Raw genomic sequence first — 12,844 nt, 5'->3', positions numbered from 1 at the left:
CTCACCCCGCCATAGCTCGCAGCAGTCCAGCCGCCATCGCATTCGCCGGCGTAGCGATCCCATGCTTCTTCCCCAGCCGGACCACCGCTCCATTGCGTGCGTCGATCTCCATCGGCCGCCCTGCCAGCCTGTCCGCCAGCAGCGAGTTCACCGAATCCGGCGAGGCCCTCCGCGACGATGCCAGCACCTGCTCCGCGATGTCCTCGTCCAGCGTGGCGCCCTCGGCCCGTCCCACCGCCGCGCACTCCCGCACCAGCTCCAGCGCCAGCTCGCCCATCTCCTCCTCGCGCAGAATCCCCGCAGGCTTCGCCACCAGCGCCGACAACACCCCCGCCGTATTCAGGCAAAGCTTCTTCCACGCCACCGTCGTCCAGTCAGCGCTCACCGCCGCATCCGCCTGCGACCCCGCAAACAGCGCGACAAACTCCTCGCCGAGCCCGCCTGCCGGAACCCGCAGGCTCATCGGCCCTCGCTGCGCCACGCGGTCCACACCCTTGCGCGCCTCCCTGCGCTCCGCCGGGCAGTCCACGATCACCGGCACAATCCTGTGCGCGGGAATATACGGCCGGAACCGCTCGCAGTGCTCCACGCCGTTCTGCAACACCGCCACCGGAGTCGTCTCGCCGCACAGCCACTCCAGCCAGCGCGCCGCTGCCTCCACGTCGTAGGCCTTCGTCGCCACCAGCACCCAGTCCACCGGCGACGCCTCCTCCGGCTGCGTCCAGATCGACGCCTTCACTGCCGTCTCCGGACGAATCTCCTCCTCCACCCGGCTGCTCATCCCCACTGCCGTCGTCTCCACCACCAGCCCCGCCAGCGGACGCCGCACACACAATGCCAGCTCATGCCCACCCGCCGCCTGCAGCAGCGAAGCCGCCACCGCGCCAATTGCCCCTGCACCCACAATCGCTATCCTTGCCATGCGCGTCATTCTAAAATGAACACGCATGACAAGGCATATCGGCATCGTCGCCTGCTCCGCCGAAGGAGCCGCCCTCTGCTACCGCACCATCTGCAGCGAGGCCGCCGCCCTCCTCGGCCCCCACGCCCACCCCGAGATCAGTCTCCACTCCCACTCCCTCGCCGACTACATGGACCCCATCCAGCGCGGCGACTGGGACACCGTCGGCGACATCATGCTCTCCTCCGCCAACAAGCTCCACGCCGCCGGCGCCGACTTCCTCATCTGTCCCGACAACACCATCCACCAGGCCATGCTCCACGTCACCCCGAGCTCCCCCCTGCCCTGGCTCCACATCGCCAAGGTCGTCGCCGACGAGGCCGCCCGACGAGGCTACCGCCGCATCGCCCTCACCGGAACCAAGTGGCTCGTCGAATCCGGCGTCTACCCCGAGCAGCTCACCGAGCGCCACATCGAGTACTCCCGCCCCAACGCCCAGGAGCGCGCCGAGATCAACCGCATCATCATGGACGAACTCGTCTACGGCGCAGACCCGCAAGGCGCCTTCAGGCCCGAATCCATCGCCTACCTCCAGCAGGTCATCACCCGCCTCCGCGACGAGTGCACCTGCGACGCCGTCCTCCTCGGCTGCACCGAGATCCCCCTCATCCTCAACGACACCAACTCCCCCCTGCCCACCCTCGATTCCACTCGCCTCCTCGCCCGAGCCGCCCTGAAACAAGCCGTCTCCTGAAGCCACACCATCGTTAAAACACTGTCCTTCCGACAGAAGACGCGCAGCGGAAAGTCAGGGTCCCCGGCCAGCTTCGGACTCCTCAACGGCTTTGACGTTCGGGTGAACCTTGCGGGCTGGGGCAGGAAGCGGAGGAATCGGCTTCCCTCCACCCAGCCACCAACACGGGGTGTCCCACATCTCTCCTCTAAGACGTGGGTTCACACTCTTCCACCACCCCAAAAGCTGTCATTTCGACCGAAGCGGCAAAGCCGCTCAGTGGAGAAACCCGCTTCTCCACCACAGATCCAACCCGGCCTTCACCACCATCGTGACCACCATCACCGCAGCCGACGCGCCGGATTCCCCGCCACCGTCGCCCCCGCCGCCACATCCTTCGTCACCACGCTTCCTGCGCCGATCAACGCGTCATCCCCCACCGTCACCCCCGGCAGAATGATCGCGCCGCCGCCGATCCACACATTCTTCCCAATCACCACCGGCCGGCCATTCTCCAGCCCCGCCCTTCGCAGCTCCGGGTCGCGCGGATGGTCCGCCGCATAGATCTGCACCGCCGGGCCAATCTGCGTCCCATCGCCGATCCGCACCTCCACCACATCCAGCACCACGCAGTTGAAGTTCAGAAACACCCCGCGGCCCATGTGGATGTTGTAGCCGTAGTCGCAGAAGAACGGCGGCCGCACAATCGTCTCCTCGCCCGCCGACCCCAGCAGCTCCCGCATCACCGCATCGCGATCCGCGCCCTCCGGCATCGCATTCATGCGCAGCATCAGCGCCTCCGAACGTGCCCTGTCCTGCATCAGCTCCGCATCGAACCCGCGATACAGCTCGCCTCGCAGCATCTTCTCCTTCTCCGTCATCGCCGCCTCCATCACACGCCGCACAAAAATATTTCGTGCACCATCGAACCGCTAAGATACCAGCAGCGTAAGCCCTTCAGCATGACCAAGACGCCAATCCGCGCGACCAGGACACCCCCTCCCATGACGACTACGATGCCCAGGCCCCGCGCCGCCGCGTTCCTTCTCCCTGCAGCCGCTCTCCTCCTCGCCGCCACGGCCGCCCTTGCAGCAGGCCCCGCCATCCGCCAGCTCGACGGCAAGAAGCTCCCCATCGGCGACGCCGACTCCCTCGCCCGCCGCATCCTCCGCGAGAACAACGTCACCGGCGCCCAGATCGCCATCCTCAACGACGGCCAGCTCGCCTGGATCGCCGCCTACGGCGAACGCGACACCCAGCTCCACCTCGCCATGCAGCCCGACACCACCACCTGGGCCGCCTCCATCACCAAGTCCGTCTTCGCCACCTACGTCATGCAGCTCGCCGCCCAGGGCGTCATCCCGCTCGACACCCCCATCGCGCAGCTCCTCCCCCAGCCCCTCGACCACTATCCCGCCTTCAAGGACACCGCCGCCGATCTCGTCCGCGACCCGCGCTACGCCACCATCACCCCGCGCATGCTCCTCTCCCATAGCTCCGGCCTCGCCAACTTCGCCGCGCTCGAGCCCGACAAGAAGATGCACCTCCACTTCGTCCCCGGCACCCGCTTCGCCTACTCCGGCGACGGCATCAACCTCCTGCAGCTCGTCGTCGAGCAGCGCATGAACCAGCCCCTCGAACAGCTCATGCAGAACGCCATCTTCACCCCGCTCCGCATGCAGCAGACCGCCCTCACCTGGAACCCCGCCTTCCAGTCCAACGTCGCCGACCGCTACGACCCCGACGGCAAGCTCCTCGGCCACACCCGCCGCGACCGCGCGCGTGCCGCCGGCTCCATGACCACCTCCGCGCAGGACCTCGTCAACTTCACCACCGCCCTGCTCGCGCGCGAAAAAGAAGGCAAGGGCATCAAGATCGCCCGCGGCCTCACCGGCATGCCGCTCAACGCAGCGGAAGACACCCAGACCTTCGCTCCGCTCCTCAAGCCCGATACCTTCAGGCAGATGCTCACGCCCGTCATCAACATCGACACCGCGCACCAGTTCCCCACCCTCGTAGACAAGAAATCTCCCGAAGGCCCAGCTGTGGGCCTTGCCTACGGCATCGGCTGGGGCCTGCTCACCAAAACAAAATACGGAGAAGCCTTCTTCAAAGAGGGCCACGGCGACGGCGCGCAGAACTACATGATCTGCTTCACTCGCCATCGCGACTGCATGATCATCCTCACCAACAGCGACAACGGCGAACTAGCCTTCAAAGCCCTCCTCGAAGGCATCCTCGGCGACACCGTAACCCCCTGGGAGTGGGAGGGCTACACCAAAGAACAAGTCATCGCCAATCGCTTGAATCAGTAGTGCGCACCTTGGCCACAAGTTGTGGCGGTCTTCTTGATGCGCACGTAACATGCGGTTCCAGCATTCCCTCGAACCCCTCGCTTGAGGACACAATCTCAGAACCCTACGCCAGAGGCATGTATGAGGACCTATCCGCATATTGCCGAGATCGATGAGTCGGAAGTCGACTCCCTCTTCTCGTTGTACTAACTGAAGGCCGGTCCAGCCTCTCCAGCTTCGAGATACTTCTTCAGGTGAAAGAGCAGAATGGCCCACAGGGTATTGCACTTGCGAAAGTTCTCCGTTGTATCGTGCCAACCGCTGTGGCTCAGCTCCACCAGCGTGCGCCCGCCGTCGCCGGGCGATAGCTTGAAGCGAGCGATCGTGCCGACGGAGTGGCCCGGTCCACCGATGCACTGCCACTCAATGCTCTGCCTGTCGGGTTCAAGAACCTTCCATTCAAAGCTGGGGCCGTCGTTGGGATGTGTTGTGAAGGTTTCGCCTTTGCCGTTCGTGCTGGCCGTATGCCACTTCGCCAGCTCGGATGCGTTCGTGAGCGCCTGGTAAATAGCCTCAGGCGCCGCGTTGATCTTGATCTCGTGATCGATGTCAGCCATTGTTCCCCCAGAGAAGCCCAGAGAAGCGGAATTATATATGGGCCGAAAAGGCCCGAAGGTGAAAGCCTCAAATCGTTTCTGGCTCCCGCCCTTTCCTCCATGCCTCGTCGCAGACGTTGTACACTGCTGCCCCGGCCCCCTTTCTAAATCCTTTGCTCTTAACTCTGTGACGAGGCATGCATGCGCGCATATCAGGATTTTCGGGAATTCCTCTCTGTACTCGAACAGCAAAAGCAGCTTTTGCGCATTACCGATCCAGTCAGCCTCGAACCTGACATGGCTGCGGCATCGGCGGCGGCGACGAAGCTGGGCAACCGCAGTCCAGCGCTTATGTTCAACAACGTGGCGGGTTATCAGAACACGCAGATCGTCACCAACGTCCATGGCTCATGGGCCAACCATGCCCTGGCATTAGGCATGGACCCGGACACGGGAGTGCGCGATCAGTTCCTTGAGTTTGTGCGCCGCTACCGTATGTTTCCCGGCCAGCTGGAGCGGGTAAGCTCTGCCCCCTGGCAGGAGGTCGTGATTGATAAGGACATCAATCTCTTCGAGATTCTTCCGCTGTTCCGCTGGAACCACGGCGACGGTGGCTTCTTCATCGACAAGCCGTGCGTCATCAGCCGCGATCCCGATGACTGGAACAACGACGACGTCGAGAACGTGGGCGTCTACCGGCTGCAGGTCAAGGATAAGAACCACCTCGGTATCCAGACCGTCCCGCAGCACGACATCGCGATCCAGCTTGCTCACGCCGAGGCGCGCGGCGAGGATCTGCCCATTGCGATTGCCCTGGGCAACGAGCCCGTGATCACCCTGATGGGTGCGACTCCGATGCTCTACACGCAGCTGGAATACAAGATGGCGGCCGTGATGCAGGGGCAGCCGTATCGCGTGGTGCAGAACGCGAAGGGGCTGGATATTCCCTATGGCTCGGAGATGGTGCTCGAAGGAAGAATCCTTGCGCGGAAGCGTCAGCCCGAGGGGCCGTTCGGCGAGTTCCCCGGCTACTACTCCGGGTGTCACCAGTACCCTCTCATCGAGATCGACCGGGTGCTGCACAGGAAGGACCCGATCTATGAGTCCGTCTATGTCGGCAGGCCGTGGACAGAGCTGGATTACCTGCAGGCGCTGACCACCAGCGCGCCGATCTTCGATCAGGTGAATGCGACGTTCCCCGAGGTGCTCGCGGTCAATGCGCTCTATACGCATGGACTGGTGCTGATCGTCTCCACCAGGGTGCGTTATGGCGGCTTTGCCAAGGCCGTCGGACTGCGAGTGCTCAGCACGCCGCATGGACTGGGCTACGCCAAGGTGATCATCGTCGTCGACGCCGACGTCGACCCCTTCGACCTGAACCAGGTGATGTGGGCGATGTCGGTGCGGGTAAACCCGGCGGGCGATGTGCTGATGCTGCCAAACCTGGCGGAGAATCTGCTCGATCCCGCCTGCCAGCCCAGCGGCATGGTGACGAAGATGATCATCGATGCGACGATGCCGGTTCCGCCCGATAATCGCGGCGACTACGGCGAGATTCTCGAGACCCCCATGGGAACCGACACATGGCTACAGAAGCTGGAAGCGTTGACCAAGGAGCTACAGAAATGAGCACGACGACAACACCGGCAGCTACCGTTCCAGTATGTCCGCGGTGCAGGTCCAACACGACGGAGGTTCGCAGTGTGTCCCCGGTTGCAGGCGTGTGGACCGTCTTCGGATGCGACACCTGCTTCTACACCTGGCGCAGCACCGAGGGAGAGCAGAACACGAACCCGGACAAGTATCCGGAGGTGTTTCGGCTGGAGCCGCAGAATCTGCCGAAGCTGCAGGTCGCTCCGAGTATTCCTCCGTTGCGGCAGACGAAGCCGTAGGGCTTATGCGAGCACGCAACAAATCAGTACGCTTCGCTGCCGGTTCTGCGTGCATTCGTACCATCGAGGCTTTTCGTGTCAGACATCTATTGTCAGGTCGCTATTCTTTGATAAACACATCATCGCCAACTCACTTATCGAGAACGGTCAGTCCCGCCAAGCCGCTCTATCGTGACTGAGCGAGGGGCCGGGCGCCCCATCCATGCAGCCTCATCGCATGTGTGGTCTTTGAGCGAAGCTCGAACCGCATCACTCAACCGCTATGTCACCACAGCGAAAGAGGAAGGTCATCCACCCACCCGCAATCGCTCCCGCAACCGCGCGTTCATCCTCTCCGAATACCCCACCGCCACGACCTCCCCCAAAACACCCGCGCCCACAATCACCGCCGCAAACATCCACCACACCGCGCCCATCGGCTTACCCGCCTTTACAAACCACGCAAACAAAGCCATCACCACAAAGATGTGCGTCAGATAAATCTCATAGCTCCGCCGACCCAGCATCAGCAGAGGAGTAAATATCCGTGGCGCTCTCCACTCCGTCTGCGCCGCCCACGCGATCACCAGCGCCGTACCCACACCAAGCACCGTCATGCTCAACCCACTGCGCACCAGTCCCCACGCATACGCCTTCAGCGAAAAGCAAAAACTGAACACCAGCAGCACTGCACCCGCCACACCGCTCGCATGCATCCACGTACGCGGCAGCTTTTTTCCTGCCAGCAGCAGCGCAACCGCGCACCCCATCGCAATCGCATCCATCCCGCCCAGGTACGAGTACTCCCGCCACACCGGGTTCGGATTCAGCGCCTTCATCCGCGCCAGCGGCCCCACCATCACCAACACCGCCAGCACGCCGTACAACATCCACGCGCGCCGGCACACCAGCATCACCAGAGGAAAGAACAGGTAGAACACCTCCTCCACCGACAACGACCACAAGATATCCCACGCCGCAGGCAGATAGCCGCGCGTCGCCTCCAGCCAGTTGATGTGAAACGTCAGCGCCGCCACCACCGCTCGTCCCAGCCCACCCGTCGCCCGCCGGACGACAAATCCCTCCACGCCCGCCGCATGCATCACGCACAGCACCGTCACCAGCGCCAGCAGCAGCGGAGCGATCCTCGCCACTCGCATCCCATAAAAATCACGCACGTGCACAGCGCCCGGCGAACCCCAACGCCGCAGGCTCATCGCCATAATCAGAAACCCCGACACCACAAAAAACATCTGCACGCCGAGCTGCCCGTTCCACACCAGCGACGTCACCATCTGCGCCGGAAGCCCCTTCGTGTACGGCACCTTCGCACCCAGCAGCCGCATGTTCACGTGGTTCATCAACACAAAAAAAATTGCCAGCCCGCGCAACAGATCGATCCCGTCGACGCGGCTCCATGCCTGCGGCTCTTGCTTCATCCCACGAGTATCGCTTCAGCAACTATCCGGCGGCGCACTCTCCTGCTGTGGGATCTCAAAGGGTAAACTTCATCCCTTCTTTGCGCCCGTGCAGCCGCACGCAGCAGACCGCCATGGCCCCTCGCCATGGACTCTCTGTCGAAACCCCACGCGTAGAATCCAATACATCATGCCCAAGCGCTCCGCAGGCCTGCTCATGTACCGCCGCCGCCAGCACCTCGAAGTCTTCCTCGTCCACCCCGGCGGCCCCATCTGGGCCAAAAAAGACCTCGCCGCATGGACCCTCCCCAAAGGGGAGTACCTCGACGACGAAGAGCCCCTCGCAGCTGCCATCCGCGAGTTCCGCGAAGAAACCGGCTTCACCCCCGGCGAGCCCTACCTCGACCTCGGCACCATCCAGCAGTCCAACGGCAAGCTCGTCCACGCCTGGGCCTTCGAAGGCGACTGCGACCCCGCCCAACTAATCTCCAACACCTGCGAGATCGACTGGCCCCCACGCACCGGCCGCAAGCTCACCATCCCCGAGGTCGACCGCGGCGCCTGGTTCACACTGGAGGCCGCACGCAACCACATCTTCAAAGGCCAGCAACCACTCCTCGAAGCTCTCCAACAGGAACTAGCTCTCTAGCTCTAGCTAAGAATCATGAGCCGATGCATTCCTCTGCATCACGCGTTTTTTTTGACACTGTCATTCCACAGCGGAAGGGTCCCCCGGTGAGCTTGCTCGCTGTGTGAAAGAGACCTGCTTCTCTACAACCGGAAAAAGAGGCCACAGCATCCGCCGTGGCCCCCTCTTCACAACAATCAACCAAACGAAAAACTAAGCCGCCGTAATATCCCGCATCGCCTTCACGCGATCATGCGACTCCAGAATATGCGTCTGCTGCTTCCGCAGAATCGACACCACATTCGGCGGAACATCCTTCATCTTCAGCACCTCGTCATATGCCTTCTTGGCCGCATCCTCGCCCTGCTCCGCCGTCTCCAGCAGCGTGTGATCGCTGCCGCCCATCTTCGCCTTCAGCTCGGCCCAGGCGCGATGAATCGTACCCGAGGCTGTGCCTCCCTCATCCACCGTCTCGCCCGTCGCTGAGCCCAGCGCGCTCTCCAGCTCCGTCGCATACCGCCCGCGCACCGTCGCTTCCTCAATGAAGTAGCGCTTCGCCTGCAGATCCTTCAGCTGCTCGCCCAGCGATTGAAATCCCTTCTCGCCGTCATGCAGCACTTCGATCACGGTACGAACTGCCTTATTTTCAAAAGCCATACGATTCACCTCATCTGCTTCTGCTGAAACGTGCGTTGCCGTTTGCGCCCCGTCGCTCTTCGCGCGTGTACCTTCAAACCCCGCGCTTCCCGGGACAACCATATTGCCGAGCGCCTTTGCCCCGCGCTCGCAAACTTTCTTCTCACGTGTTCGCGCTCATCGCACGCCTTCTCAAGATTGAGATCTTCTCAAATCAAAATGAGAACGGCGCCGCTACGCTTCTTCCGCGACGACGACTACCGCGACGCTCGCTTCGTCGGATGCGTGCCCACGCCCGCGGCCCTGCGCGCCGGCGCATCTTCATCGCTCTCATCCTCAGGCTCAGGCTCAAGATCGATCTCCACCTCTAAATCATCGACATCTCCCCCCGGAGCGGCGACGCTCTCCATCTCCATCACGTTCGAGCGAATCCCATCGCCACCCGAAGACGCCTCTTCCATCAGAGGACGCGCCTGCGCCAGCACCCTCTTGCCCGCCTCTTCCTCTTCATGCAGCGTCTCCGTCAGCAGCGCCACAATCTCGTCCTGCCCCAGCGACGTCGCAATGGCAATCGCCGCCGTGTAACCCGCAATCTCGTAGTGCTCCACACGCAGCGCTGCGCCTGCAATGGCAACATCCTTCGTCGCGCCTTCTTCATGATCGTTGTTCAGCTGCTGTTCGCCTTCCTTCACCAGGCCCTGCATCGCCTTGCAGGTCTCACCCGTCGGCTTCTCGCCCAGCACCTCGAACGCGTGCTTCAACCGATTCACATGGCCCTTCGTCTCCTCCAGGTGCTCGGTAAACAACTCCTGCAACTCCAGAGTCGAACTCCCCTTCGCCATCTTCGGCAGCGCCTTCACCAGCTGATTCTCCGCGCTGTACAGATCTCTCAACTCATCGATCAACACGTTCTCAAGACTCATCGCCATCACTCCTGCTTCATGCAGCTGTCCCCCTTCGTTCCCGGGTAGCCAGTAGGAAGCCATCCCCACACTCAAGGTTGCCGTCCCGCACAAAACAAAATCGAACGACAAGCAGAAAACCCGCGTCGTTCCTGCGCAAAACACTCGCCAGCAGGTTGACATGGAACACCTTACTGGCTACCTGCACACCTTAGTGGTCGTTTGATCTCACCCTCATCTTTTTCTCGTGGCCTCGTACATCGCCATTGCCATTCCGCAGCTTTGCATTGTCATGTCACACATCTCTTGCATAGCTATGCCTCGTATTGTCATTCCGCAGCGGAGAGACGTGGCGAGTTCTGAAGGTTAGCTTTCCGGATGACTATGCGTTTTATTCAAAGACACAGTTGTCATTCCGCAGCGGAGAAATCTGCTTCCCTTCCACCACCATCAAGGCCACCACCATCCACGCTGTCATCCCGACCGAAGCGCAGCGCAGCGGAGGGACCTGCTTCTCAATAACAGCGATCTCACCGCCCCACAAAAACAAACGACCCGCTCTCTTGAAGCCCGGAGAGCGGGTCGTTCCTGCTGCTGCGTTAATCCGGGCCCGCTCCCCGTTCCCCACGAAGAGCGGGTCATCCGCCTACTGCAACTGCGATGCTTCTACTTCAGCGAGCCACTGCCTTTTGGCCCGGACACCAGCTCGCATGCTGCACTCTTTTCTCTACTGCTTCTGCAACTGCAAAATACTTTTGCGATGATTCACAACACAGCGCGGAAAACTCACACGCCACACACCGAGAAGAATGTCAGCCCAGCTAACTCAACTGAGCCGCATCGACTACTGCACCTCATCGATGCTTCCTCTCGGTCACCACATCGAAGCGATTTGCCTCCCCAGGCCTGTCATGCGAGGTCTATGTGAAACAGAGTCCCTGGCACTCGCGCTGCGCCTGAGGAGGCCTAAACATTGGAGGGCGGACTGTGTCCGCTACCTCGACTGTTCGCAATTCTGTAGGAGGACTGACAGCCCCTCACCATAACCTCATGAAAGGCCGGGTTCATGGTTGGTGTATTCGCCATAGGCGATTCTCCTAACGTCGGCAAATGCTCTTCGTTCGTCTCTGCCCTTGCCGAGCGTTCTGGTTAAGACGCACTCCCCATCGAGAGGTTGTCCCTTTTTTTCATCTCACTTTCAATTTCCCGAACAAGCTCCCGCCACATCACGCGAAGCCAACAACATCAGCATCCTCACACTACCTTTCCTGCATTGTCATTCCGTGCGCAGCAAGCGAATATGCTTTCTCCCACCCATCCACCACTCTCAAAAAAGAAAACGCCCACCGTAGAGTGGCGGGCGTTTCTCTCGACGAATCCTTCGTCTGCGTTACTCGGTGGGATCAATCCCGTCAGTCCAGACGGACTATCTCTTCTCACTGGGAGCGGACTGTCCGACTCCCGAACCCTGACCAGGTGACTTATACCCGCCCTGCTGCCCCTTGTTGCCCTGCTGGGTCTGCTGGCCGGTCTGCCCCGTTTGGCCCTGTTTATTTCCCTGGTTCGGTTGATTTGGCTTTTGCTGACTTGGCTGATTCATTGCTGCTTCTCCTGCATCGGCCGGCAGGGCACTTCGTTCGCTTTCGCGGTGCCGGTTGATCTGTAGGACAGCACGGCGCAGGGGCAGGTTGCCCTGTCTTTCCACAGGGCATGACGCCAATCGGGCGTAGCTCGCGCATAAGTGCTGGCAGCACCTTCGCTTTGAGCCTGAGATTTTTTTTGCTTTACCGGGACAGAGTTGCTTTACCGGAGCAGATCCGTAAACGACTGAAGACGTTCTCAGGCGTTTCTCACGGAGATTCGTTCTGCGGGCAATCGAAAGGGGCACCGCCGGAAGGCGATGCCCCGTCCTTTTCTTTGAATTCGTAGACTAGTCGCGATAGCCTGCGCTGACAGCGATCTTGTGGCGGCCCTTGGCGCGGCGGCGGTTCAGAACGGCTGCACCGGACTTGGTCTTCATACGGCTCAGAAAGCCATGGGTCTTCGCGCGGTGGCGGCGGTTCGGTTGAAAGGTACGCTTCGGCATGAAACTGGCTCCTGGTGGGCAGGAGGCGTCAGCGATTTCGCATCACCAGTCCTGCCGGATCTCTTCGCTACAGCAGCATTTGCTAAACGCTATAGCAGCAAGTTCTGAGTATACCCCAGTAGACGCGTTTTTCACAGCCTTTCTTCACGCGAATTCCCTTGCCAGACTCCGCCAAACCCTTCTGCTGCAACAAAAACGGTGCAACCCCTTACCGGGCGACCTGCGTCGTCGCACTCGTCCGGGCATGGCAGCTCTCATCCGCGGACGGTTTCCAGACCTCACCCGAGGCGTAGGTGATTGAATCCACGCGCACATCGCTCACCGCGCCGAACCCCGTCAGCCACACCGTCCCGCTCTGCACCCCGGCTGCGTTCTTCGCCACGTTGACCGCCATGGTTCGCTCCAGCCACGGAGACTTCGCCGACACCCCGGCCGGCATCACCCCGCCCTGCTCCGTCATCCCGCGCACCACCAGCCGCGCCGAGACCACCGTCTTCTGCGGCGCCATCGCCATCCCGAAGGTCACATAGAGCGGCTTACGCGCCTCGCCCGGAACCCCGGGCTGCACCAGCCGCAGCGCCGCCGACGGAACGTACTTCGCCATCACCGCCACCGGGCACGCCGGCGAAGGCCCCTGCTCATGCGCTATCGCCTGGCCCGCCAGCGGCAGCGCCGACGCCACGCACGCTCCCAGCACGGCAGCACGACCTGTTCCTCGAAGGACAACCCATCCGCTTCCGCGCATAACACCCCTCCTTCGCAACAACGGCTTCTAAACC

General features: G+C 61.7%; 14 protein-coding genes. 5 read left to right on the top strand and 9 right to left on the bottom strand.

What is annotated here, in order from left to right; translation table 11 throughout:
• Window position 1 precedes the first annotated feature (1 nt).
• Window positions 2-922: a 2-dehydropantoate 2-reductase gene (locus tag PW789_RS04930; RefSeq protein WP_299372294.1), complete on the bottom strand. Its 921-nt coding sequence runs from the start codon at window positions 920-922 to the stop codon at window positions 2-4.
• Between the two features lie 25 nt (window positions 923-947).
• On the opposite strand from PW789_RS04930, the gene PW789_RS04925 reads away from it, so the two are divergent.
• A complete protein-coding gene (locus tag PW789_RS04925) occupies window positions 948-1,655 on the top strand; it encodes an amino acid racemase (protein ID WP_299372291.1) in 708 nt (235 codons plus the stop codon).
• Between the two features lie 320 nt (window positions 1,656-1,975).
• On the opposite strand, the gene PW789_RS04920 is transcribed toward PW789_RS04925, so the two are convergent.
• Window positions 1,976-2,539, bottom strand: a complete 564-nt coding sequence (locus PW789_RS04920) for a sugar O-acetyltransferase (RefSeq protein WP_299372288.1) — start codon at window positions 2,537-2,539, stop codon at window positions 1,976-1,978.
• 99 nt (window positions 2,540-2,638) lie between these two features.
• Here PW789_RS04920 and PW789_RS04915 point away from each other — a divergent pair, with 99 nt between their 5' ends.
• Window positions 2,639-3,949 (top strand): serine hydrolase, encoded by a 1,311-nt coding sequence (locus tag PW789_RS04915; RefSeq protein WP_299372285.1) that lies wholly within the window; start codon window positions 2,639-2,641, stop codon window positions 3,947-3,949.
• Window positions 3,950-4,134: 185 nt separating this feature from the next.
• Here PW789_RS04915 and PW789_RS04910 read toward each other — a convergent pair whose 3' ends face one another.
• Entirely contained in the window at window positions 4,135-4,545 is a 411-nt protein-coding gene (locus PW789_RS04910; RefSeq protein ID WP_299372282.1) for an SRPBCC domain-containing protein, read from the bottom strand.
• Window positions 4,546-4,725: 180 nt separating this feature from the next.
• Here PW789_RS04910 and PW789_RS04905 point away from each other — a divergent pair, with 180 nt between their 5' ends.
• Window positions 4,726-6,153 (top strand): non-oxidative hydroxyarylic acid decarboxylases subunit C, encoded by a 1,428-nt coding sequence (locus PW789_RS04905; RefSeq protein WP_299372279.1) that lies wholly within the window; start codon window positions 4,726-4,728, stop codon window positions 6,151-6,153.
• Window positions 6,150-6,416 carry a non-oxidative hydroxyarylic acid decarboxylases subunit D gene (locus PW789_RS04900; protein WP_299372276.1) on the top strand — a complete coding sequence of 89 codons (267 nt, stop codon included), beginning with the start codon at window positions 6,150-6,152 and terminating at the stop codon, window positions 6,414-6,416. Before PW789_RS04905 ends, PW789_RS04900 begins: the two co-directional genes overlap by 4 nt.
• Before the next feature lie 287 nt (window positions 6,417-6,703).
• On the opposite strand, the gene PW789_RS04895 is transcribed toward PW789_RS04900, so the two are convergent.
• Window positions 6,704-7,834: an acyltransferase gene (locus PW789_RS04895; protein WP_299372273.1), complete on the bottom strand. Its 1,131-nt coding sequence runs from the start codon at window positions 7,832-7,834 to the stop codon at window positions 6,704-6,706.
• 169 nt (window positions 7,835-8,003) lie between these two features.
• Here PW789_RS04895 and PW789_RS04890 point away from each other — a divergent pair, with 169 nt between their 5' ends.
• Window positions 8,004-8,462 carry an NUDIX domain-containing protein gene (locus PW789_RS04890; protein WP_299372270.1) on the top strand — a complete coding sequence of 153 codons (459 nt, stop codon included), beginning with the start codon at window positions 8,004-8,006 and terminating at the stop codon, window positions 8,460-8,462.
• Window positions 8,463-8,654: 192 nt separating this feature from the next.
• On the opposite strand, the gene PW789_RS04885 is transcribed toward PW789_RS04890, so the two are convergent.
• The 5 genes from PW789_RS04885 to PW789_RS04865 form a co-directional block, all read right to left on the bottom strand.
• Complete coding sequence (locus tag PW789_RS04885) at window positions 8,655-9,098, bottom strand: PA2169 family four-helix-bundle protein (protein ID WP_299372266.1); 444 nt, start codon at window positions 9,096-9,098, stop codon at window positions 8,655-8,657.
• A gap of 236 nt (window positions 9,099-9,334) precedes the next feature.
• Window positions 9,335-10,000 carry a ferritin-like domain-containing protein gene (locus PW789_RS04880; protein ID WP_299372263.1) on the bottom strand — a complete coding sequence of 222 codons (666 nt, stop codon included), beginning with the start codon at window positions 9,998-10,000 and terminating at the stop codon, window positions 9,335-9,337.
• Between the two features lie 1,405 nt (window positions 10,001-11,405).
• Window positions 11,406-11,579: a hypothetical protein gene (locus tag PW789_RS04875; protein WP_299372260.1), complete on the bottom strand. Its 174-nt coding sequence runs from the start codon at window positions 11,577-11,579 to the stop codon at window positions 11,406-11,408.
• Window positions 11,580-11,909: 330 nt separating this feature from the next.
• Window positions 11,910-12,065 carry a 50S ribosomal protein L34 gene (rpmH, locus tag PW789_RS04870; protein ID WP_299372257.1) on the bottom strand — a complete coding sequence of 52 codons (156 nt, stop codon included), beginning with the start codon at window positions 12,063-12,065 and terminating at the stop codon, window positions 11,910-11,912.
• Window positions 12,066-12,273: 208 nt separating this feature from the next.
• Window positions 12,274-12,810 carry a hypothetical protein gene (locus PW789_RS04865; RefSeq protein ID WP_299372254.1) on the bottom strand — a complete coding sequence of 179 codons (537 nt, stop codon included), beginning with the start codon at window positions 12,808-12,810 and terminating at the stop codon, window positions 12,274-12,276.
• Window positions 12,811-12,844: the final 34 nt, after the last annotated feature.

This window comes from Edaphobacter sp. (assembly GCF_028283685.1).
Lineage (GTDB): Bacteria > Acidobacteriota > Terriglobia > Terriglobales > Acidobacteriaceae > Edaphobacter.
Note: the sequence above shows the minus strand (reverse complement) of the source record. Positions and strands in the feature narration are given on the sequence as shown.